This is a genomic window from Pseudomonas sp. NBRC 111133 (assembly GCF_001320605.1).
GTDB classification, from domain to species: Bacteria; Pseudomonadota; Gammaproteobacteria; order Pseudomonadales; family Pseudomonadaceae; genus Aquipseudomonas; species Aquipseudomonas monteilii.
Genome location: NZ_BCBJ01000115.1, coordinates 16,230 through 38,641, shown reverse-complemented (window position 1 = coordinate 38,641; position 22,412 = coordinate 16,230). Strand labels below are relative to the sequence as shown.

At 63.2% G+C, this 22,412-nt stretch carries 21 protein-coding genes and 1 riboswitch; of the genes, 10 read left to right on the top strand and 11 right to left on the bottom strand.

The genetic code is table 11. The features are described 5' to 3' along the window. The first annotated feature begins 9 nt into the window (after positions 1 to 9). On the top strand, positions 10 to 588 hold the full coding sequence (locus tag APH36_RS25260; protein WP_060501030.1) for a YceI family protein: 579 nt from the start codon (positions 10 to 12) through the stop codon (positions 586 to 588). A 51-nt stretch (positions 589 to 639) separates the two neighbouring features. On the opposite strand, the gene APH36_RS25255 is transcribed toward APH36_RS25260, so the two are convergent. From APH36_RS25255 to ahcY, 5 genes are all read right to left on the bottom strand, one after another. Next, positions 640 to 2,532 (bottom strand): DEAD/DEAH box helicase, encoded by a 1,893-nt coding sequence (locus APH36_RS25255; protein ID WP_060501028.1) that lies wholly within the window; start codon positions 2,530 to 2,532, stop codon positions 640 to 642. A gap of 218 nt (positions 2,533 to 2,750) precedes the next feature. Then, positions 2,751 to 3,539, bottom strand: coding sequence for an ABC transporter substrate-binding protein (locus APH36_RS25250; protein WP_060501026.1), 789 nt, complete (start codon positions 3,537 to 3,539; stop codon positions 2,751 to 2,753). A 67-nt stretch (positions 3,540 to 3,606) separates the two neighbouring features. Then, complete coding sequence (locus tag APH36_RS25245) at positions 3,607 to 4,680, bottom strand: hypothetical protein (RefSeq protein ID WP_060501024.1); 1,074 nt, start codon at positions 4,678 to 4,680, stop codon at positions 3,607 to 3,609. Positions 4,681 to 4,773: 93 nt separating this feature from the next. Next, positions 4,774 to 5,619 (bottom strand): methylenetetrahydrofolate reductase [NAD(P)H], encoded by an 846-nt coding sequence (gene metF, locus APH36_RS25240; RefSeq protein ID WP_060501022.1) that lies wholly within the window; start codon positions 5,617 to 5,619, stop codon positions 4,774 to 4,776. 166 nt (positions 5,620 to 5,785) lie between these two features. Continuing rightward, on the bottom strand, positions 5,786 to 7,195 hold the full coding sequence (ahcY, locus tag APH36_RS25235) for an adenosylhomocysteinase (protein WP_060501020.1): 1,410 nt from the start codon (positions 7,193 to 7,195) through the stop codon (positions 5,786 to 5,788). Between the two features lie 20 nt (positions 7,196 to 7,215). Then, positions 7,216 to 7,312: riboswitch (S-adenosyl-L-homocysteine riboswitch) on the bottom strand. A gap of 178 nt (positions 7,313 to 7,490) precedes the next feature. Between ahcY and APH36_RS25230 the strand changes: the two genes are divergently transcribed. Beyond that, a complete protein-coding gene (locus APH36_RS25230; protein WP_016712397.1) occupies positions 7,491 to 7,892 on the top strand; it encodes an acyl-CoA thioesterase in 402 nt (133 codons plus the stop codon). A gap of 73 nt (positions 7,893 to 7,965) precedes the next feature. Here APH36_RS25230 and APH36_RS25225 read toward each other — a convergent pair whose 3' ends face one another. Beyond that, on the bottom strand, positions 7,966 to 9,204 hold the full coding sequence (locus tag APH36_RS25225) for a sodium:proton antiporter (protein WP_060501018.1): 1,239 nt from the start codon (positions 9,202 to 9,204) through the stop codon (positions 7,966 to 7,968). A gap of 188 nt (positions 9,205 to 9,392) precedes the next feature. On the opposite strand from APH36_RS25225, the gene APH36_RS25220 reads away from it, so the two are divergent. Next, the gene (locus APH36_RS25220) at positions 9,393 to 10,226 is read left to right on the top strand and encodes an EamA family transporter (RefSeq protein ID WP_016712395.1); all 834 of its coding nucleotides are present in this window, start codon (positions 9,393 to 9,395) and stop codon (positions 10,224 to 10,226) included. Positions 10,227 to 10,253: 27 nt separating this feature from the next. Next, entirely contained in the window at positions 10,254 to 10,640 is a 387-nt protein-coding gene (locus tag APH36_RS25215; protein WP_060501016.1) for an MAPEG family protein, read from the top strand. A 111-nt stretch (positions 10,641 to 10,751) separates the two neighbouring features. Here the strand turns inward: APH36_RS25215 and APH36_RS25210 are convergent, their stop codons facing one another. Further along, a complete protein-coding gene (locus APH36_RS25210) occupies positions 10,752 to 11,903 on the bottom strand; it encodes a murein transglycosylase A (protein WP_060501014.1) in 1,152 nt (383 codons plus the stop codon). Between the two features lie 119 nt (positions 11,904 to 12,022). Here APH36_RS25210 and APH36_RS25205 point away from each other — a divergent pair, with 119 nt between their 5' ends. After that, on the top strand, positions 12,023 to 12,469 hold the full coding sequence (locus tag APH36_RS25205) for a cytochrome c (protein ID WP_060501012.1): 447 nt from the start codon (positions 12,023 to 12,025) through the stop codon (positions 12,467 to 12,469). A gap of 91 nt (positions 12,470 to 12,560) precedes the next feature. On the opposite strand, the gene APH36_RS25200 is transcribed toward APH36_RS25205, so the two are convergent. The 4 genes from APH36_RS25200 to APH36_RS25185 all read right to left on the bottom strand — a co-directional run bounded on the left by APH36_RS25200 (position 12,561) and on the right by APH36_RS25185 (position 17,133). Next, complete coding sequence (locus tag APH36_RS25200) at positions 12,561 to 12,953, bottom strand: DUF1090 domain-containing protein (protein WP_016712391.1); 393 nt, start codon at positions 12,951 to 12,953, stop codon at positions 12,561 to 12,563. Positions 12,954 to 13,085: 132 nt separating this feature from the next. Next, positions 13,086 to 14,786 carry an NAD-dependent DNA ligase LigB gene (gene ligB, locus APH36_RS25195; protein WP_060501010.1) on the bottom strand — a complete coding sequence of 567 codons (1,701 nt, stop codon included), beginning with the start codon at positions 14,784 to 14,786 and terminating at the stop codon, positions 13,086 to 13,088. Between the two features lie 145 nt (positions 14,787 to 14,931). Next, entirely contained in the window at positions 14,932 to 16,122 is a 1,191-nt protein-coding gene (gene metK, locus APH36_RS25190) for a methionine adenosyltransferase (protein ID WP_060501008.1), read from the bottom strand. 18 nt (positions 16,123 to 16,140) lie between these two features. Next, complete coding sequence (locus APH36_RS25185; protein ID WP_060501006.1) at positions 16,141 to 17,133, bottom strand: metalloregulator ArsR/SmtB family transcription factor; 993 nt, start codon at positions 17,131 to 17,133, stop codon at positions 16,141 to 16,143. Between the two features lie 229 nt (positions 17,134 to 17,362). Here APH36_RS25185 and tkt point away from each other — a divergent pair, with 229 nt between their 5' ends. From tkt to APH36_RS25160, 5 genes are all read left to right on the top strand, one after another. Then, positions 17,363 to 19,360: a transketolase gene (tkt, locus tag APH36_RS25180; RefSeq protein ID WP_060501005.1), complete on the top strand. Its 1,998-nt coding sequence runs from the start codon at positions 17,363 to 17,365 to the stop codon at positions 19,358 to 19,360. Positions 19,361 to 19,511: 151 nt separating this feature from the next. Then, on the top strand, positions 19,512 to 20,573 hold the full coding sequence (epd, locus tag APH36_RS25175; RefSeq protein WP_012274524.1) for an erythrose-4-phosphate dehydrogenase: 1,062 nt from the start codon (positions 19,512 to 19,514) through the stop codon (positions 20,571 to 20,573). Between the two features lie 12 nt (positions 20,574 to 20,585). Continuing rightward, positions 20,586 to 21,749 carry a phosphoglycerate kinase gene (locus APH36_RS25170; protein WP_060501003.1) on the top strand — a complete coding sequence of 388 codons (1,164 nt, stop codon included), beginning with the start codon at positions 20,586 to 20,588 and terminating at the stop codon, positions 21,747 to 21,749. After that, entirely contained in the window at positions 21,749 to 22,000 is a 252-nt protein-coding gene (locus APH36_RS25165) for a hypothetical protein (RefSeq protein ID WP_060501000.1), read from the top strand. The genes APH36_RS25170 and APH36_RS25165 overlap by 1 nt, the downstream gene beginning before the upstream one ends. 63 nt (positions 22,001 to 22,063) lie before the next feature. Next, positions 22,064 to 22,393, top strand: coding sequence for an MliC family protein (locus tag APH36_RS25160; RefSeq protein ID WP_016712384.1), 330 nt, complete (start codon positions 22,064 to 22,066; stop codon positions 22,391 to 22,393). Positions 22,394 to 22,412: the final 19 nt, after the last annotated feature.

Below are 22,412 nucleotides of genomic sequence, written 5' to 3'. Positions count from 1 at the left end.
AGGAACAGGATGTTGAAAAAGACTTTTGCCGCTCTGGCGCTCGGTACCGCACTGCTCTCCGCTGGCCAGGCCATGGCCGCCGAGTACAAGATCGACAAGGAAGGCCAGCACGCGTTCGTTGACTGGAAAATCAGCCACCTGGGCTACAGCTTCATCCACGGTACCTTCAAGGACTTCGACGGTAACTTCACTTGGGACAGCGCCAAGCCTGAAGCCAGCAAGATCAACGTCGACCTGAAAACCGCCAGCCTGTGGTCGAACCACGCCGAGCGTGACAAGCACATCGCCAGTGCCGATTTCCTCGACGTGAAGAAGTACCCGGAAGCCAAGTTCGTCTCCACCAGCGTCAAGTCGACTGGCGACAAGACGGCTGACGTGACTGGCGACCTGACCATGCACGGCGTGACCAAGCCGGTCACCTTCAAGGCTACCTTCAATGGCGAAGGCAAGGACCCATGGGGCGGCGAGCGTGCTGGCTTTAACGCCACCACCACGCTGAACCTGAACGACTTCGGCATCAAGGGCCCAGGCCCGACTTCGCAGACCCTGGACCTGGACATCAGTGTTGAAGGCGTGAAGCAGAAGTAAGTGATGCTTCGGCAATAAAAAACGCCGCCCTTTGGGCGGCGTTTTCGTTTCTTAGCCTTTTCGGGTCAACAAGGCTGGGCGTTCACCGCGCGGGCGGCTTGGCAGGTCATCCAGCTGCTCAGGCGTTGGGTAACGGTCGAGCTTGGATTCCTTGCGGATGATCACCGGCTGTTTTTCCGGCTGGCGCGGGTTGCGCACGGCCGGCTCTTGCCGGGCGGCATCGTCACGGGCAGGGCGGCCACGGCCTGCGCCGCCGCCATCGCGACGGGCACCGCCACCGTTGTTGGCGCGAGGTGGGCGTTTTTCGCCGCCGCCGCCACTGCGCTGTTGGCCACCACTGCGGGCCTGGCCCTGGCCACCGGCATTGCTGCGCTGGCCATTGCCCTGGCCCTGACCGGCACCACCTGGGCGGCGGTTGCGGCCCTGGTTCTTGCCCTGGTAGGGGCTGACGTAGTCAGCGCGGTTACCGAAGTTGTCGATATCGTCGTCCAAGAACTCTTCTGGGTCACGGTCGGCTGGCGCTTTCGGCACGCTGCTGTTGCTGGCCTGCTGCTGTTGCTGCTGGCGCGGCTTCTTGTCACGCGGCTTGCGCGGCTGCTGTTGCTTGTCGCCGCTCTTTTCCTTGTCAGCCGGCTTGTCCGCAGCCTGCTGCTTGGCCTTGCCTTTATCCTTGCCTTTGTCCTTGCGGCCGCCGTTGGCGTCTTTGCCGCCTTCGCCACGGGCCTGCTGGTTACGACCACCGCGTCCGTTGTTTTGCGGGCGCTCGCGCACTTCAGGCTTTTCGGCTTCTACCTGGCTGGCGTCAAAGCCCATCAGGTCGCCATCCGGGATGCGCTGCTTGGTCACCCGTTCGATGCTCTTGAGCAGCTTCTCTTCATCTGGCGCGACCATGGAAATTGCCTCGCCCGAACGACCGGCACGGCCGGTACGGCCAATGCGGTGAACGTAATCTTCCTCGACATTGGGCAGCTCGAAGTTGACCACATGAGGCAGTTGGTCGATGTCCAGACCGCGAGCGGCGATGTCGGTGGCGACCAGCACGCGCACGCTGTTGGCCTTGAAGTCGGCCAGCGCCTTGGTGCGGGCGTTCTGGCTCTTGTTGCCGTGGATCGCAGCGGCGGTCAGGCCGTGCTTTTCCAGGTACTCGGCCAGGCGGTTGGCGCCGTGCTTGGTACGGGTGAACACCAGCACCTGTTCCCAGGCACCCAGGGTAATCAGGTGTGCCAGCAGCGCGCGCTTGTGGCTGGCAGGCAGGCGGTAGACGCGTTGCTCGATACGCTCGACCGTGGTGTTCGGCGGGGTGACCTCGATACGCTCCGGGTTATGCAGAAGCTTGTCGGCGAGGTCGGTGATGTCCTTGGAGAAGGTGGCCGAGAACAGCAGGTTCTGGCGCTTGGCCGGCAGGCGGGCCAGTACTTTCTTGACGTCGTGGATGAAGCCCATGTCGAGCATGCGGTCGGCTTCGTCGAGCACCAGGATTTCCACGTGGGCCAGGTCGACCTTGCCTTGGCCGGCCAGGTCGAGCAGGCGGCCCGGGCAGGCAACCAGCACGTCAACGCCTTTGGCGATGGCCTGGATCTGCGGGTTCATGCCAACGCCGCCGAAGATGCAGGCGCTGACCAGTGGCAGGTCGCGGGCATACACCTTGAAGCTGTCGTGCACCTGGGCTGCCAGTTCGCGGGTCGGGGTCAGGACCAGCACGCGTGGCTGGCGCGGGCCGTGACGTTGCGACTTGTCGGGGTGGCCGGCCGGGAACAGGCGCTCGAGAATCGGCAGGGCGAAACCGCCGGTTTTACCAGTACCTGTCTGTGCGGCAACCATCAGGTCACGGCCTTGCAACACGGCGGGAATGGCCCGCTGTTGCACGGGGGTCGGCTGGGTATAGCCCGCAGCCTCGATAGCGCGGACAAGAGCCTCGGAGAGACCGAGGGAAGCAAAGGACATGGGCGATCCTGTTCTCGTGTGGGCTGGGCCCGTTGGGATGTTCTGCCTGGCGCGACGGGCATCGGCGGGATGCGATCGCGTCCGGTCCAGCTGGGCTTTCACTGCACATCCGGGAAACGGAGGGTGGACGCGAAGGGGCGTCGGTGCCGATCGGGATGCCTGTTGCGAGGCCGAGCGTCCGGGCGTGAGCCGGGCGGGAAGGCCCGAGTATAACAGAGCTAACGCGCTGTGCTGCTTTCCTGCTGCTCAACGGCGTTGAGAATGTTTCCGATGTCGCCGGTGTAGCGCTGGTTGATGGCGGCGAAGGCCGGTTCCTGTTTGAAGCGCTGCAGTGCTTCGGCAAAGGCCTGGGCCAATGCCTCACGCCCGGGTTTGCGTACCAGCCCCAGGTACTGGGCCTGGCGGTTGATCACCAGCGGCAGCGCCTCGACTTGCTGTTCCAGGCCCAGTTGCCGGAGCAGGTAATGACCAACCGTGCGATCGGTGATTGCCAGGTCGATACGGCCCAGCAGCAGCTTGCCGAAGTTGGCTTCCTGGGTGGGGGCGGCTTCCCGACGGAAATCTGTAGCCTCGTTGAACGCGGCGCCGTAGGCATAGCCGGGCGAGGTGCCGATGGTGAGGCCCGCGAGGTCGTCTGGGCCGGTCACAGGGTGGCGGCGTGCGCGCGCCTGGAACAACACGAATTCGACTTGCGACAAGGGCTCGGGGGCATAGACCAGGTAGGGGCGCCGGGCTTCGGTCTGGAAGATGTCCATAATCCCGTCAGCCAGGCCTTGCTCGATCATTGCCAGGCAGCGCTTCCATGGAAGGAACTGCCATTCCACCTGGACGCCGAGGCGTTTGAACACCTCGGTGGTGACTTCGTAGTCGATGCCGTGGGGTTGGCCATTCTGCTGGTAGATGTAGGGTGCCCAGTCATCGGACACCAGGCGCAGACGCTCGCCCAAGGCCGACGGGCTCAGGCAGGCGAGCAGCAGGGTGCAGAACAGGCGGGCGACGAGAGGCATGGCCGGAGATTACGCGCTCGGCCTGTTCTAGGCCAGAGGGGGCTGGCGTTCTCCTGTGCCGGCCCACTCAAATGTGGGAGGACCTCAGCAAATGTGTCTCGATTTCCTTGCGCCGCTCACCCAGCGACAGCCGCAGCCCTGGGTGGCGCAAGCACTGGCGCAGTTGCTCGGGCTGCAGCCGGCCGTAGCGGGCGTTGAGGTTTTCCAGGGCCTTGTCCCACCAGGCCGGCGCGCAAGCACGGTCGAACTCATTGGGGTAGGGGTAGCAGCCATAGAGCAACTCGCGGGCGAACTGGCGCTCGTGCCTGGGCAGGGTCATGCTCAACGCCTTGTAGCCCAGGCGGTGCAGCGCGGGTGGCCGGGGTAGCTGGTCGTTGACCAGCTTGACGTCAGCCAGCGCCGCCTGGCTCAGCGGGTCGTGGCCGTGCTTGCGCAGCCAGGCCTGGATCTTGGCACGGAATTGCGCCTTGCGGCTCCAGTAGTGGTGGATGACATCGGTGCACTCGGCCACCGCCATCCTACGGTATGCCGCCACCGCCAGGCAGAACTCTTCTAGCGTGTAGGCCTCGCGCGCCAGCGGGTAGAACTCGTCCATCATGGCGATGGAACTGTCGAGTGTGCTGGCGTCCTCGGCCGTAAGGCCGATCACGCCGGAGTTGATCAGTGGCATCTGGCAGTCGGCCAGGCCCCGGCCTTGCAAAATGGTCAGCAGGTTCTTGTACAGCAGGCACTTCTGGTTCGCGCCGTAGCGCGGGCCGATGGCATTGCACAGCAGCTTGCCCGGTGCCACGCGGGCGAACAGCTGCAGTGGCGAGGCCCGGAAAAAGGTGTCGGTGTCGATCAGCACCGCCAGCGGGTGTTGCTGCAGCACCTGGCGCAACAGCACGTGCTTGCTGCGAAAGTGATAACCGTGGGGGGCGTTCCATGCCTGGCGCGTGGCTTCGTCCAGCAGTTGGATGCTGACAGGCAGTTCGGCATAGGGCTGCGGGTTGTCGGTGTACACCTGGATGTCCATGGCTTCACGTGCCGTACCCAGGTGGGCAAGGGCGCTGACGATGCTGAAGCAGGCTTCCTGGTGATAGGTTGCCGGGCCAAAAGCCAGGTAGACAAGCTGTGGACGCGGTGGCTGGGGATGCTGCATGGCAGGCAAGACCTGTGTAACCCGAAAATGAATAAGGCTTTAGTCTATGACCAAAGCCTTAATCATTTCTTAAGCAGACTTTGCCAAAAGATTTCAGCGCGGCAGCTTGAGGTTGTTCCAGATCGCCAGGCTCGGTTCGGCCTGGTTCAAGGTGTAGAAGTGCAGGCCCGGTGCGCCGCCTTGCAGCAGCTGTTCGCACATGCGGGTGATCACTTCTTCGCCGAAGGCCTGGATGCTGGCGGTGTCGTCGGCATAGGCTTCCAGCTGCTTGCGGATCCAGCGCGGGATCTCGGCGCCACAGGCGTCGGAGAAGCGGGCCAGCTTGCTGTAGTTGGTGATTGGCATGATGCCAGGCACCACCGGGATGTCCACGCCCAGCTTCTGTGCACGCTCGACGAAGTAGAAGTAGCTGTCGGCGTTGAAGAAGTACTGGGTAATGGCGCTGTCGGCACCGGCCTTGACCTTGTGCACGAAGTTGGCCAGGTCGGCCTCGAAGTTGCGCGCCTGTGGGTGCATCTCAGGGTAGGCGGCCACTTCCAGGTGGAAGTGATCGGCGGTTTCCTGGCGGATGAACTCGACCAGGTCGCTGGCGTAGCGCAGTTCGCCACTGGCCATGCCCATGCCCGACGGCAGGTCGCCACGCAGGGCGACGATGCGTTTGATGCCGGCGGCCTTGTACTCGGCCAGCAGGGCGCGCAGGTCATCCTTGGAGTCGCCCACGCACGACAGGTGCGGCGCGGCAGGTACCTTCACTTCGCTTTCCAGCTGCAGCACGGTGTTCAGCGTGCGGTCGCGGGTGGAGCCGCCGGCACCGTAGGTGCAGGAGAAGAAGTCCGGGTTGTAGGTGGCCAGCTGGCGGGCAACGCCCATCAGCTTTTCGTGACCGGCGTCGGTCTTGGTTGGGAAGAACTCGAAACTGTAGCGGCGTTCTTGTGACATCACTCGTTCCTCAAGCAGCGAGCTTCTAGCGGCAAGCTGCAAGTAAAAGCCAGATCGGTGTTGGCCGATCTGGCTTGGGCATCATTCAAGATCCTTGAAGCGAGAGCTGCAAGCGGCAACGGCACGCGCTGCTTTTGCTTGCCGCTTGAAGCTTCAAGCTTGCCGCTTAGTAGCGGTAGGCGTGCGGCTTGAACGGGCCTTCGACGGTCACACCGATGTAGTCGGCTTGTTGCTTGGTCAGCTGGGTAACCACGCCGCCGAAGCCGCGGACCATTTCCAGGGCCACTTCTTCGTCGAGTTTCTTCGGCAGCACTTCAACGGTCAGGCGCTCGGCTTTCTTCTCGGCCGACAGGTCGGCGAACTTCTGCTCGAACAGGAAGATCTGGGCCAGAACCTGGTTGGCGAACGAACCGTCCATGATGCGGCTTGGGTGGCCGGTGGCGTTACCCAGGTTGACCAGGCGGCCTTCGGCCAGCAGGATCAGGTAGTCGTCGTTCTGTGGGTCGAAGCTGCCAGCGCCGGTACGGTGAATCTTGTGCACCTGCGGCTTGACCTCTTCCCAGGCCCAGTTCTTGCGCATGAAGGCAGTGTCGATCTCGTTGTCGAAGTGGCCGATGTTGCAGACCACCGCACGCTTCTTCAGGGCCTTGAGCATGTTGGCGTCGCAGACGTTGACGTTACCGGTGGTGGTCACGATCAGGTCGATCTTGCCCAGCAGGGCCTTGTCGATGCTGGCTTCGGTGCCATTGTTGATACCGTCGATGAACGGCGAGACCAGCTCGAAGCCGTCCATGCAGGCCTGCATGGCGCAGATCGGGTCAACTTCGGTGACCTTGACGATCATGCCTTCCTGACGCAGGGATTGGGCCGAGCCCTTGCCCACGTCACCGTAGCCGATCACCAGGGCTTGCTTGCCCGACAGCAGGTGGTCGGTGCCGCGCTTGATGGCGTCGCTCAGGCTGTGACGGCAGCCGTACTTGTTGTCGTTCTTGCTCTTGGTGACCGAGTCGTTGACGTTGATGGCCGGCACTTTCAGCTCGCCCTTGGCCAGCATGTCCAGCAGGCGGTGTACGCCGGTGGTGGTCTCTTCGGTCACACCGTGCACGCGGTCCAGTACCTGCGGGTACTTCTTGTGCAGCAGCTCGGTCAGGTCGCCGCCGTCGTCGAGGACCATGTTGGCGTCCCAAGGCTGGCCATCTTTCAGGATGGTCTGCTCCAGGCACCACTCGTACTCTTCTTCGGTTTCACCTTTCCAGGCGAATACCGGAATACCGGCGGCGGCGATGGATGCGGCGGCCTGGTCTTGAGTGGAGAAGATGTTGCAGGACGACCAGCGCACTTCGGCACCCAGGGCTACCAGGGTTTCGATCAGCACGGCGGTCTGGATGGTCATGTGGATGCAGCCCAGGATCTTCGCACCCTTGAGCGGCTGCTCGGCCAGGTACTTGCGACGCAGGCCCATCAGCGCAGGCATTTCCGATTCGGCAATGATGGTTTCGCGACGGCCCCAGGCGGCCAGGGAGATGTCGGCGACTTTGTAATCGGTAAAACCAGCAGGCATGTTTGCAGCGCTCATGAGAGCCTCCATTCGTAGTGTGCGAATGGGCGCCGTTGTGCGTTAAGCGCCCGCAAGCGCGAGCAACGCCCCATCCGAGCCTGACAGGCCTAGCCTGCTGCAGCGCCCCTCGGACAGGTGGCGGGCATGGCACCGCTGTGGGCAACCATGTGAAGCGGCGCAGATTATAGCCGCCCCCGCCCGCTTGCCCAAGGTTTTCTGTCGATTAATCGCGACGATAGTCGATGTTCAATGGAGCGATGGCGGCCGCTCTGCCATCATTGCTCTACGTTAGCCAAGCAGGTCAGGAGTACAGATGAACTTTCACACCCGCAAGTGGGTTAAACCCGAAGACCTCAACCCCAATGGCACCCTGTTCGGTGGCAGCCTGTTGCGCTGGATCGATGAAGAGGCGGCGATCTACGCCATCGTCCAGCTGGGCAACCAGCGCGTGGTGACCAAGTACATTTCGGAAATCAACTTCGTCAGCGCTTCGCGCCAGGGCGACATCATCGAGCTGGGCATCACCGCCACCGAGTTTGGTCGCACCTCGATCACCCTCAAGTGCGAAGTGCGCAACAAGATCAGCCGCAAGGCCATCCTCACGGTCGACAAGATGGTCTTCGTCAACCTGGGTGAAGACGGCCTGCCGGCGCCGCATGGGCGCACCGAGATCAAGTACATCCAGGACCAGTTCCCGGATTCTGCGGTGGAGTAAATAGACGCCGCAAGCCTTAAGCTGCAAGCTACAAGAAAAAGCAGACCGCACGCGGTTCGCTTGTAGCTTGTAGCTACTGAGGCTGGGCGCTGACCTTGCGCACCACCCGCCCGATGCTCAACCCCTGCACCAGAATCGACGACAGCACCACGATGTAGGTGATCGACAGCAGCAGGTCACGCTCCTCGCCCAGCGGCAATGACAGCGCCAGGGCCACCGACACCCCACCCCGCAAGCCACCCCAGGTCAGCACCCGCACCGTGCCTTTCGGCACCGGGCGCCAGCGCCGCAGCAGCACAATGGCCGGGGCCACGGTCAGCAACCGCGACAGCAGCACCGCCAGCGCCAGCACGCCGCCGGCCGCCAGGTGCATCCAGTTGAACGGCAGCAGCAACAACTCCAGGCCGATCAACGCGAACAACAAGGCGTTGAGCATGTCATCGATCAACTCCCAGAAACCGTCCATGTAGCGACGGGTCATGTCATTCATCGCCAGGTTGCGGCCCAGGTTACCGATGATCAGGCCGGCCACCACCATGGCGATCGGCGCCGAGACGTGCAGCTCGTAGCACATGGCCGAGCCACCAATGACCAGTGCCAGGGTCAGCATGACCTCGACCTGGTACTGCTCGACACTTTTGATCATGCGGTAGGTGGCGTAGCCGATCAGGCCGCCAAACACCACGCCGCCGATGGCCTCCCGGGCGAACAGGATGGCGGTGTCGGTCATGCTCGGTGTTTCACCCAGCTGGATGATGCCCAGCAGCACGGTGAACACCACTACCGCCGTGCCATCGTTGAACAGCGACTCGCCAACGATAGTGGTTTTCAGCGGTTTGGAGGCGTTGGCGGTGCGCAGCGCGCCCAGCACGGCAATCGGGTCGGTGGGCGAAATCAGCGCACCGAACAGCAGGCAGTAAATCAACGGCACCTGCCAGCCGAACAGGGCGAATACCCAGTGCGACAAGTAGCCGATAACCACGGTGGCGATCAGCACGCCCAATGTCGCCAGCAGGCCAATGGGCCAACGGTAACTGCGCAGGTCGCTGAGGTTGACGTGCAGTGCGCCGGCAAACAGCAGGAAGGCCAGCATCCAGTGCATCAGCAGGTCGTTGAAATCGATCTGGTTCATCAAGCCTTCGACGCGTTCTTCCAGGCCAGGGAAGCCGATCAGGCTCAGGCCCTGCAGCATCAGGGAGAACAGCAATGCCGTGACCATCACGCCGATGGCGGGGGGCAGGCCGATGAAGCGGTAATTGACGTAGGTAAGAAGGGTGGTGAGGCAGATAAACGCGGCAACTAATTCAAGCATCCCGAATCCTGTAACAGTGGCTTCCAAGTCGTTACCCGAATAGCTCGGGCAGTTCTTTGATGACCTGGCGCGGGGGTCGGGACACAGGGTTTGACCGGATTCCCTGAAATCGTTCCCATGCCGGGGGCGCAGCGGCCCCCGGAATGCCCTATATTCGACGCCTTACAACCCTGCAAGGATAAGAAGGCGTGTTGGCAACATCCCTGGTGCTGGTCGCCGCCCTGCTGCATGCGACCTGGAACACCCTGATCAAATTCAGCGGCGAGCGCCTGCTGGTAATCGCCAGCATGGACACGGTTGCACTCGCTTTCGCGGTGCTGGCCGTGGCGTTCGTCGATGTGCCGCCTGCTGAAATCTGGCCTTGGTTGATCGCTTCGGCACTCGCCGAGCAGTTGTACCGCTACTTGCTGATCCAGGCGTATCGCGTGGGCGACCTGGGGCTGGTCTATCCTCTGATGCGCGGGTTGTCACCATTGGTGGTGCTGGGGCTGACCCTGGCCTTCGCCGGGGAATCGCTGAGCCAGCAGCAAATCATCGGCATCCTGTTGATCCCGTGTGGCATGGCCTGCCTGTTGTGGCAGGGCGGTGGCGGCGACCGGCTGCCTTGGTCGATGCTGCCGGTGGTTGCCCTGATTGGCCTGTGCATCGGCTGCTATACCTGGTTCGATGGCCAGGCCGTGCGCTTATGGGGCAAGCCTTGGGACTACCTGGTGTGGTTGACCCTGCTCAGCGCCTGGCAATTTCCGCTGCTGGCCAGCGTGGCTCGGCGCGCACCGTTCATGCTGTTCTGGCGAACACAATGGCGCCTGGGGCTGGCGGTGGGCTTTTGTGTATTGTTCAGCTACGCCCTGGTGCTCTGGGCCATGCATCTGGGGTCGGTGGCCGAGGCAGCTGCGTTGCGGGAGTTAAGCGTGATCCTGGTGGTGCTGCTGGGCATGCGCTACCTCAAAGAACCTTTTGGTGGGCCAAGACTCCTAGCTTGCGGGCTGGTCCTGGCAGGCATGCTGGTGATGAAGCTCTAACCCATTTTCGAACAAGGAGTCCTGAGCATGACCGTTGCCCTCTGGTGCATTTTGATCGCGCTGCTGTTGAATCCGCTGTGTGCCTTGATCGCCAAGGTGAGCAGTGGCCGCTTTGGTCTCAAGGACAACCATGACCCGCGCGCCTTCCTCGATACCTTGTCGGGCTTGCCACGGCGTGCCCATGCTGCGCAGCAGAATGGCTACGAGGCGTTTCCGGCGTTTGCCGCAGCGGTCCTGGTGGCGGATATCGTCGGCAATGCCGAGCAGGTGACGCAGGATGTGCTGGGGGTGATGTATATCACCAGCCGCCTGCTTTACATCATCTGCTATCTGGCGGATTGGGCTGCCTTAAGGTCGCTGGTGTGGTTTGCCGGGTTGGCGCTGATTGTGGCGTTCTTTGTGGTTTCCATCTGAGACCGGGTTGCCTTCTTCGCGGGCTTGCCCGCTCCCACATGTACAACACAGCCCTTGAATACTTTGGTGTACCTGTGGGAGCGGGCGAGCCCGCGAAGAACCCAGCGCCGATCAAGGCACCTTAGGGACTTCTGGCAGTGGTTGCCCCTTAGGCCACAGCATCCAGATCTGCCCTTGCTGCTTCATGTTCCCGGCCAGCTCACCGGCTTGCGGCCCGGTACCCCAGAACAGGTCCGCACGCACTTCACCAGCAATCGCCCCGCCAGTGTCTTGCGCTCCCACCGGGCGCACCACTGGCGAGCCATCCGGGCGAGTCGTGGACAGCCACAACAAGCTGCCCAGCGGTATCACCTTGCGGTCGATGGCCACGCTGTAGCCGGCAGTCAGTGGCACGTTTAGCGACCCGCGCGGGCCTTCGTTGCTGTCCGGGCGGGTGCTGAAGAACACGTAGCTGGGGTTGCTGGCCAGCAGTTCCGGCACGCGCTGCGGGTTGGCCTGGGCCCAGGCATGAATGGCGCCCATGCTCACCTCTTCTTTTTTCAGCTGGCCCTGTTCCACCAGCCAGCGGCCGATTGGCCGGTAGGGGTGGCCGTTCTGGTCGGCGTAGCCCAGGCGCAGTTGCCGGCCGTCCTCCAGCTGGACGCGGCCAGAGCCCTGGATCTGCAGGAATTGCAGGTCCATCGGGTCGGTCAGCCAGGCCAGCACCGGCGCCTTGACGCCGTCACGGTTGATCACCTCGGCAGTGTCGTAAGGCTTGAGCACCCGGCCATCGAGGCGACCGCGCAGGCGTTTGCCCTTCAGCTCGGGGTACACGCTGGCCAGGTCGACCACGATCATGTCTTCAGGAATGCCATAAACCGCCACATGGTTGGTCGACGACTGCTTCAGGCTACCGGGGTAGACCGGCTCGTAGTAGCCGGTGATCAGGCCGTTGGGGTTGTTCTCGGCAGAGCGCAGGCCGTACACCTCCAGGTTCTGCTCCAGAAAGGTGCGCACTTGCGCGGCGCTTGCCGTGGCGCTTCCGGCTGCTTCGCAGGTGGCGGCCCAAACCGGGTCGCGCTTGAGCTTCTCGCAGCCACTGCGCCAGGCGTAGAAACCGGCCAGCAGGTCTTCATCGCTGACCGCCGGCAGGTCTTTCCAGGTGGCCGGGGCATAGGTGGCGATGGCGTGGGGCTCGGGCTTGGCGTTCTCGCCGCCATTGCAGCCGGCCAACAACGCCAGTACAGGGAGTGTCCAGGCCAGGTGGCGCAGGGCAGAGTTCATGAGTGCATTCCTGTCATGGGCGAACATGAATATTCGCCCCTGTATTTTATGTGGCTATTGGTCTTTGGCCTGTTGGCAGCGATACTGGCCACCCATTTGCGTAGGCCGAAGTGACCGTGATGTTGAAGCGATTGACCATTGTTCTGCTGGCAGCACTGGCCCTGGGGGGGTGTGACGGGGTTGACCCGAACTCGCCACTGGGCAAGCGCAAAGTGATTTTCAAGGACATGCTCAAGACCAGCGAGGACCTGGGTGGCATGCTGCGTGGCCGGTTGCCGTTCGACGGGATCAAGTTTGCTGACGGTGCGCTGAAGCTGGACAGCCTTGCACATCAGCCCTGGCAGCATTTTCCACAGGTACGCGATGGCGGCGACAGCGCCGCCCGCGCCGAAGTATGGGAGCGCCAGGCGCGTTTTCATGACCTGGCCCGGCAGCTGGAGGGCGTTACCGGCGAACTGGTCGGCGTCACCCGCAGCCAACCGCTGGATGCCGCGCAGTTGAAGGCGCCGATGGACAAGGTCGAAGCGGCGTGCAAGGCCTGTCATACCGAATTCCGCAATCACTGAACACTGCATCGCTTTTACATACCAGCGCATAACCGTCTGATCTGGCAGGAACCCTGTGGGAGCGGTGCTTGATCAAGCTATGTTCGTCTTATCAGCGATCCAGGTCGTCCACGGCTTCCTGCAATTCTTTACGCGACTCGGCCAGCTTGTCTTTACGCTTGTTGATCTTCTCGGCGTCGCCTTTTTTCTCGGCCTTCTTCAAGTCTTTTTCCCGCTGCGCCACTTCATGGCGGGCGTCGAGCACCTTCTGCTCACGTTCCTTGCGCAGACTGGCGTCGGTGCAGTTGTCCACCCCGCGCAGGGCTTCTTCCAGTCCGGCAACCTGGTCGCTGTTGCCATGGTCACGGGCAATTTTCAGCTGGTTTTCGATGGCACTGCGCTTGGCGGCGCAGCCGGTCAGGCCGGCATCCGGCTGGGCAGCCTGTGCGGTGCCTGCGGCCAGGCCAAGTGTCGCAAGCAGCAAAAGGGTCGAAATACGTTTCATGAAAAGCCTCCTGGACGGGGCGGGGCAGCAAAAGTTGGTGGAAATCCTGCCTTGGTTTTGCCCATTTAGAAACCCTTGTCGGTCTTTTCTGGTGCGATCTCAGGGTTTCCCTGCAAGTAAATTGGTAAAAAATCATTGCTCGATGGGTTCGCTGCCGTTCTGGAACCCGTTGATCCCTGCCAGGGCCAGCTCTGCGGCAAGGGCTTTGACCTCATCGGCAGCAATAAACGCCGCCAGTTGCTGCCCACGCTTTTCGCCAATCCCGGCCAAGGCTTGCCATTCACGGCTGCTGCGCTTTTCCAGCCCCGGCCAGTCGTCTGCCAGCTGCAGGCTCGACGGTAGGGGTGTACCCAGCCCGCGCAACCATTGGGCAAAAGGCCTTGAGCGGGCCGCATCGAAGCTGCTCGCCAACTGCGCAGATGTCGCATCACTGATGCCTGCCACCTGGCCCAGGCGCTCGGCATCCAGGTACAACCAGTCGGCCATCGATGTCACTAGCCCGGCGTCCACCAGCCGGCGCCAGGTGCCAGGCCCCGTGCGTGGCAGGGCCAGCCCGTGTTTGCCGCTGAGCCACGTCAGGCGGGCAATGAATTGCTCCTCGCAGCCCTCGCTGGCCTGCCAGCAACTGTGGGCGTGGTAACGGTCGGGCGCCGGTGCGCTGACCGCCTGGCGTTCGACTGCGCGATGCACCACCTGCTCCAGACGCGGAATGGTCAACCCGGCCAGGCTGATGGCCACTTGGTCACCGGGGCGGATGTCGAGGCTGTGCCAGCGCGCCAGCGAGCCCAGGCTCACCTGGGTAATGCGCCGGTCGTCCAGGGTAACCGGTAGCAATTGCAAAACTGGCGTGACCTTGCCGGTGCGACCGACCCGGAAGCGTACGTCACGCACTTCGGCCAAGGCCTGCGCGTAGGGGTATTTCCAGGCCGCAATCCAGTAAGGCGCCTTGGCCTGCCAGCGCGCTGCGGGCGGCCGACTGCCCTGGCGCAGCACCACACCATCGGTGGCGAAGGGCAGGGCAGAGCGGTACCAGTGGTCGCGCCAATGGGCTGCCTCGTCCGTGGTGCGAATGGCAATGCTGTAGCGCAGGCTTTCCGGAAAGCCCAGTTGCGCCAGTTGCTTGAGGCGCTCAGCCTGCTGGCTGGGGCCGTGCGGCCAGTCCCAGACGAACAGGCCGATGCCGGCGCCTTGTTCAGTTGTCAGCTGTTTGCGTGCGAGCAGCCCGGCCACGGTGCCCCGGGCGTTGGCGCTGCCTGCCCGGGCTTGCACATGCTGGTCCAGGCGCAGATACAGCTCACCCTGCAATTGCAGGTCGATTGCCTGAGGCAACTGCCGGGTGAGGGTGCCCAGCTGGGGAATGTGCCGGCTCCAGTCGTGCCCCTGCACGCCGTCTCCGCGACTGACCAACTGCACCAGCTGGCCTTGCCGATAGGTGAGCGAGACGGCAACACCGTCGATCTTGGGCTGCACCCATACACCGGTTTTGCCGACCAGCCAACGTGCGACGGCCTGGCGGTCGGCCAGCTTGTCGATGCCGGTGTGCGGTACCGCGTGGGGGATTGGGCCTCGCGCGCTGGCCAGGGGGGATGAAGCGGTAGCCAGGCCAAAGCATTGCTGCAAATGCTCCAGGCGTTGGCGGCTCTGGTCGTAAAGCGCGTCGGCCACCAGCGCAACGCCTTGTCGGTGGTAGTGATCGTCCCAGCGGGCAAGTGTGGCCCGCAGTTGCGCTACTTCGGCGTCGACGTGTTGTGCAGACCAGTCGGGGCACTGCTCGGCCCGGGCCAATGGGGCCTGCAGCAACAGCAGCAGGGTAAGCAACAGAGGGTAACGCATGGCCAGCATCCTTGCGTGGCGTGTAGGAGCCCCCAGCCTAGGCGGGTTCACTGGTGCTTGCCGCAGCGCGATTGTCAGCCGATATGTCACAAAAAAGCCCCTGCCGATCACTCGGCAGGGGCTTTCGCCAGCCTCTGTAGGAAACTTACAGGCCGGCAGCGTCACGCAGCGACTGGGCGCGGTCGGTGCGCTCCCAGGTGAAGGTGGTGAAGGTGTCGTCGCCGACAGTCTTCTGCTGCGGGGTGCGACCGAAGTGGCCGTAGGCCGCGGTTTCCTGGTACATCGGGTGCAGCAGGTCGAGCATGGTGGTGATGGCGTACGGACGCAGGTCGAAGCACTCGCGCACCAGCTGGATGATCTTGTCGTCGGAAACCTTGCCGGTACCGAAGGTGTTGATCGAGATGGAGGTCGGCTGGGCCACGCCAATGGCGTACGACACCTGGATCTCGCAACGCTCGGCCAGGCCGGCGGCAACGATGTTCTTGGCCACGTAGCGGCCAGCGTAGGCAGCGGAGCGGTCGACCTTGGACGGGTCCTTGCCGGAGAACGCGCCACCACCGTGGCGGGCCATGCCGCCGTAGGAGTCGACGATGATCTTGCGGCCGGTCAGGCCGCAGTCACCCACCGGGCCACCGATGATGAAGTTGCCGGTCGGGTTGATGTGGTACTGGGTGCCCTTGTGCAGCAGCTCGGCAGGCAGGGTGTGCTTGACGATCAGTTCCATCACGGCTTCTTGCAGGTCTTTCTGCGAAACCTCAGGGTTGTGCTGGGTCGACAGCACCACGGCGTCGATACCGACCACCTTGCCGTCTTCATAGCGGCAGGTGACTTGCGACTTGGCGTCCGGGCGCAGCCATGGCAGCAGGCCGGATTTGCGCGCTTCGGCCTGGCGCTCGACCAGGCGGTGCGAGAAGCAGATCGGTGCCGGCATCAGCACTTCGGTTTCGTTGCTGGCGTAGCCGAACATCAGGCCTTGGTCACCGGCGCCCTGGTCTTCAGGCTTGGAGCGGTCCACGCCTTGGGCGATGTCCACCGACTGCTTGCCGATGATGTTCATCACGGCGCAGGTGGCGCCGTCGAAGCCAACATCGGAGCTGTTGTAGCCGATGTCGATGATGACTTTACGCACCAGGTCTTCCAGGTCGACCCAGGCCGAAGTGGTGACTTCGCCGGCGATGATGGCAACACCGGTCTTGACCAGGGTTTCGCAAGCTACGCGGGCGTATTTGTCCTGGGCGATGATGGCATCGAGGACTGCGTCCGAAATCTGGTCGGCGATCTTGTCCGGATGCCCTTCGGACACGGACTCGGAGGTGAAAAGGGAGTATTCGCTCATCTCGAAGGTTCCTGAAATTTACCGATGGTGTATGTCGCCAGCCGTCCGCTGGAAATGGCGGACCTGGATCTGGAAACCGTTACGCAAGCCTACGTACAGGCTGTCCCCGTGGGCCAGCCCGGCAGCGTTGGCCCAGCGGGCCAGGTCGTCCTGCTCGAAGCCAAGCCACAGGTCGCCGCAGGCTTCGCGCGCCCACCCCTGGTCATGGCTGCACAGTTCGGTGACCAGCAGGCTGCCGCCTGCCTTTACCCGTTTGGCCAGCTGGCGCAAGGCCAGGGCCGGGTCGCTGAAATGGTGCAGCACCATGTTCAGCACTACGCAGTCGGCGGCCACATCCGTTGCACCCAGTGCATCGGCCAACTGCAGGTTGACGTTGTGAAGCCCTTCGCGCTGGCACACCTGGCGCGCCAGCTCAAGCATGGTCGGGCTGTTGTCCAGGGCGGTGACCTGGGCAAAGCGCCGGGCCAGGTCTGGCAGGAAGCCGCCGTCGCCGGGGCCAACCTCCAAGGCGCTGGCGGCCGGGTCGAAATTGAGTTTGTCGAGCAGTGTCAGCAGGCTTTCGCGGTATTGCGGCAGGCCGGCGATCAGGTCTTGCTGGGCGCGGAATTTCTCTTCCACACGCAGGAAGAAGTCCTGGCTGGTGGCCGCGCGGCGCTGTTGCACCTGGGCGATCCGCGCTTGCACATCAGGCGGCAGGGCCATGTCATCCACTTCTTCAAGCAACGCCGCGTGCAGCCGGCCACCCAGGCGCAGCCCGTCGGGCAGGGCGCGGCGGTAGAAGATGGCGTTGCCTTCGCGACGGGTTGCCACCAGCTCGGCCTGGGCCAGCACCTTCAGGTGGTGGCTCATGCCCGACTGGCCGATGTCGAAGATCTGCGCCAGTTCCAGCACACCGAACGAGTCGTTGGCCAGGGCGCGCAATACGTTCAGGCGCAGCGCGTCGCCACTGGCCTTGCACAGGGCGGCCAATGCTTCGCGTTGCTCGGTGATCGATTGCGCACGGAGGTTCATGGGGCGGCAGTCTAGACAGGCATCAATGCCCTAGCAAGGCCAATATCAAAAAGTTTTGATATTGAGTGATGGGCGGGGCGGTTATCCCGGTTTTGCCCCGAATTGAAGGCCAATCACAGGAAAATCCCCCGACTGCGACCATACGTCATTGCCCCAAGCCCCCCCAGTGGGCGAAAATGGCCGCCTTTTTTCGTGACACCACCTATTCAAGCCCCCCAGGAGATCAGCGATGCCCAGCCGTCGTGAACGTGCCAACGCCATTCGTGCCCTCAGCATGGATGCCGTGCAAAAGGCCAACAGCGGCCACCCAGGTGCCCCTATGGGCATGGCGGATATCGCCGAAGTGCTTTGGCGCGACTATCTGAAGCACAACCCGAGCAACCCGAGCTTCGCCGACCGTGACCGCTTCGTGCTGTCCAACGGCCACGGCTCGATGCTGATCTACTCGCTGCTGCACCTGACCGGCTACGACGTCACCCTCGATGACATCAAAGGCTTCCGCCAGCTGCACAGCCGCACCCCGGGCCACCCGGAATACGGCTACACCCCAGGCGTCGAGACCACCACCGGCCCACTGGGCCAGGGTATCGCCAACGCCGTGGGCTTCGCCCTGGCCGAAAAAGTACTGGCTGCCCAGTTCAACCGTGAAGGCCACACCATCGTCGACCACAACACCTACGTGTTCCTGGGCGATGGCTGCATGATGGAAGGTATCTCCCACGAAGTCGCCTCGCTGGCCGGCACCCTGGGCCTGAACAAGCTGATCGCCTTCTACGACGACAACGGCATCTCCATCGACGGTGAAGTGCACGGCTGGTTCACCGACAACACCCCGGCGCGCTTCGAAGCGTACAACTGGCAGGTGATTCGCAACGTCGACGGCCACGATGCCGAAGAAATCAAGATGGCCATCGAGACGGCGCGCAAGAGCGACCGCCCGACCCTGATCTGCTGCAAGACCATCATCGGTTTCGGTTCGCCGAACAAGCAGGGCAAGGAAGATTGCCACGGTGCCCCGCTGGGCAACGACGAAATCGCCCTGGCCCGCAAGGAACTGAACTGGAACCACGGCCCGTTCGAAATCCCGGCCGACATCTATTCCGAGTGGGACGCCAAGGCCGCCGGTGCCAAGGCCGAAGCCGACTGGAACCAGCGTTTCGACGCCTACGCCAAGGCCTTCCCGGAACTGGCTGCCGAATTCAAGCGCCGTGACAGCGGCGAGCTGCCGGCCGACTTCAGCGAGAAGGCCCAGGCCTACATCAACGAAGTGGCCGCCAAGGGCGAAACCATTGCCAGCCGCAAGGCCAGCCAGAACGCCCTGAACGCCTTTGGCCCACTGCTGCCCGAGTTCCTGGGTGGTTCGGCTGACCTGGCAGGCTCCAACCTGACCCTGTGGAAGGGCTGCAAGGGCGTCGAAGCCAATGACGCCAGCGGCAACTACGTGTTCTACGGCGTGCGCGAGTTCGGCATGACCGCCATCATGAACGGCGTTGCCCTGCACGGTGGCCTGGTGCCTTACGGCGCGACCTTCCTGATGTTCATGGAATACGCCCGCAACGCCGTGCGCATGTCGGCACTGATGAAGCAGCGTGTGATCCACGTCTACACCCACGACTCCATCGGCCTGGGTGAAGACGGCCCGACTCACCAGCCAATCGAGCAACTGACCAGCCTGCGCAGCACGCCGAACCTGGACACTTGGCGCCCGGCCGACGCGGTGGAATCCGCCGTGTCCTGGAAACACGCCCTGGAGCGCAAGGACGGCCCTTCGGCGCTGATCTTCTCGCGCCAGAACCTGCAGCACCAGGCACGCGACGCTCAGCAGATCGCCGACATCAGCCGTGGTGGCTACGTGCTCAAGGACTGCGCTGGCGAGCCGGAGCTGATCCTGATCGCCACCGGTTCCGAAGTGGGCCTGGCCGTTCAGGCGTTCGACAAGCTGACCGAGCAAGGCCGCAAGGTGCGTGTGGTTTCCATGCCGTGCACCAGCGTGTTCGATGCCCAGGACGCTGCCTACAAGCAGTCGGTGCTGCCGCTGGAAGTGGGTGCGCGTATCGCCATCGAAGCGGCCCACGCCGACTTCTGGTACAAGTACGTCGGCCTGGAAGGCCGTATCATTGGCATGACCACCTACGGTGAGTCGGCGCCGGCTTCGGCACTCTTCGAAGAATTCGGCTTCACCCTGGAAAACATCCTGGGTACTGCCGAAGAACTGTTGGAAGACTGATGTAAAGATCTGCGGGCGGTGTCGCCTGCATTCGCGGGCAAGCCCGCTCCCACAGGGTTACATGCGACCCCTGTGGGAGCGGGCTTGCCCGCGAATGCCACACAGCAATTCCCGCAGGCTGACGAAAATAATATTGTCTCGTGAGCCCCGAATGCCCCACCTGCGTCCCTACAAAGTTGCACTCAACGGTTATGGCCGTATCGGCCGCTGTGTCCTGCGCGCGCTGTTCGAGCGGGGGGCAAAGGCCGGTTTCGAGATCGTCGCGCTGAACGACCTGGCCGACCAGGCCAGCCTGGAATACCTGACACGCTTCGACTCCACCCACGGGCGTTTCCCCGGTGAGGTGAAGGTCGATGGCGATTGTCTGCATATCAATGGCGATTGCGTGAAAGTCATGCGCAGTGCTACCCCTGAAGGCATCGACTGGGCAGCGCTTGGCATCGACCTGGTGCTGGAATGCTCCGGCGCCTACAACACCCGCGCCGATGGCCAGCGTTTCCTCGACGCCGGTGCGCCCCGGGTACTGTTCTCGCAGCCCATGGCCAGCGAAGCCGACGTTGACGCCACGGTGGTCTACGGCATCAACCAGGCCTGCCTGACGGGTAGCGAACGCCTGGTGTCCAACGCCTCGTGCACCACCAACTGCGGTGTGCCGCTGCTGCGTGTGCTGGACCAGGCGTTCGGCATCGAATACGTGCAGATCACCACCATTCACTCGGCGATGAACGACCAGCCGGTGATCGACGCCTACCACCACGAAGACCTACGCCGCACGCGTTCGGCCTTCCAGTCGGTGATCCCGGTGTCCACTGGTCTGGCGCGTGGCATCGAGCGCCTGCTGCCGGAACTTGCCGGGCGAATCCAGGCCAAAGCGGTACGTGTGCCCACCGTCAACGTCTCGTGCCTGGACATCACCCTGCAGACCGCCCGCGACACCAGCGCGGCCGAGGTCAACCGGGTACTGCGCGAGGCGGCACTGGAAGGGCCGCTCAAAGGCTTGCTGGCCTACACCGAGCTGCCGCACGCCAGCTGTGATTTCAATCATGACCCGCATTCGGCGATCGTCGATGCCAGCCAGACCCGCGTTTCCGGCCCCCGCCTGGTGAACCTGCTGGCCTGGTTCGACAACGAGTGGGGTTTTGCCAACCGAATGCTCGACGTTGCCGAACACTTTCTGCACGTCGTTCACCCAACCCGCAACAAACAGCCCTGAAGGACTGCATTCATGACCGTGTTGAAGATGACCGACCTCGACCTGCAAGGTAAGCGCGTACTGATCCGCGAAGACCTCAACGTACCTGTGAAGGACGGTGTGGTAGCCAGCGATGCGCGTATCCTGGCAGCGCTGCCGACCATCAAGCTGGCCCTGGAGAAAGGCGCAGCGGTAATGGTCTGCTCGCACCTGGGCCGCCCGACCGAAGGCGAGTTCTCTGCCGAGAACAGCCTCAAGCCGGTTGCCGACTACCTGAGCAAGGCCCTGGGCCGCGACGTGCCGCTGGTTGGCGACTACCTGGACGGTGTCGCGGTACAGGCCGGTGACCTGGTGCTGTTCGAGAACGTGCGCTTCAACAAAGGCGAGAAAAAGAACGCTGACGAACTGGCGCAGAAGTACGCTGCCCTGTGCGACGTGTTCGTCATGGACGCATTCGGCACTGCTCACCGCGCCGAAGGTTCGACCCATGGTGTGGCCAAGTTCGCCAAGGTCGCTGCTGCCGGCCCGCTGCTGGCTGCCGAGCTGGACGCGCTGGGCAAAGCCCTGAAGGCGCCTGCCAAGCCGATGGCGGCCATCGTTGCCGGTTCTAAGGTGTCCACCAAACTGGACGTGCTGAACAGCCTGAGCGCCGTGTGCGACCAGCTGATCGTCGGTGGCGGCATCGCCAACACCTTCCTGGCTGCTGCTGGCCACCCGGTGGGCAAGTCGCTGTACGAGCCTGACCTGGTCGACACCGCCAAGGCCATCGCCGCCAAGGTCAGCGTGCCACTGCCGGTGGACGTGGTGGTTGCCAAGGAATTCGCTGAAACGGCCGAAGCTACCGTCAAGGCCATTGCCGACGTGGCAGCCGATGACATGATCCTGGACATCGGCCCGCAAACCGCGGCCAACTTCGCCGAGCTGCTGAAGTCGTCGAAGACCATCCTGTGGAACGGCCCGGTCGGCGTGTTCGAGTTCGACCAGTTCGGCAACGGCACCCAGGTACTGGCCAAGGCCATCGCCGACAGCGCTGCATTCTCCATCGCCGGTGGCGGTGACACCCTGGCAGCCATCGACAAATATGGCGTCAGCAAGGATATCTCCTACATTTCTACCGGTGGTGGTGCCTTCCTCGAGTTCGTCGAGGGCAAGGTCCTGCCCGCCGTGGCAATCCTGGAAGAGCGGGCCAAGGCCTGATGACGTCGGCGCTTGGCAAAGGGAGTGGCCTGATGGTCAAGCAATTGCCTGTGATGATGCTGGCCGGCCTGCTGAGCGCCTGCTCTGGCAGCCCGGCTTCCGATGCCGATCCGGCGCATTCGCCCAAGGGCGGCTGCTATCAGTCCGAATGGCAGGCCGAAACCGTGCCGGTCATCAGCAAGCGCGTGGGCCCGGAAGGCCTGGAAAAGTACGACGAAGACCACCAGCGCAAGGCGCTGGGTTGCCCTTGAGCCCGGCGTTTCGTCGGCTCAGGCAACCAAGCGACCGCTGTGTGGTCATCTAGAGGATATGTAATGAAAGCGCTTTTGGCCGCTACGGCCCTGGCGACACTGGCAGGATGCTCACTGCTGCAGCCGGCGCAACCCGCCCCGGCAGACAACTGGACCCGTTGGGTCTGCGACACCCAGGCCGAAGTGCTGTGGCGCTTCGCCGATGCACAACGCGACCAGGTCGACGTGCGCCTGGGTGGCGGCGACCAGGTCTACCGGCTCAAGTCCGAGCCGGGTGCCTCGGGTGCGCTGTACAGCGATGGCATGCTGGCCTTCCACACCAAGGGCGAAGAAGGCTTGGTGTACTGGGTGGCAACCAACGATCTGATTGGGCGGGGCTGCAAGGCACCGTGACTGGCCGGGCCGCGACGGT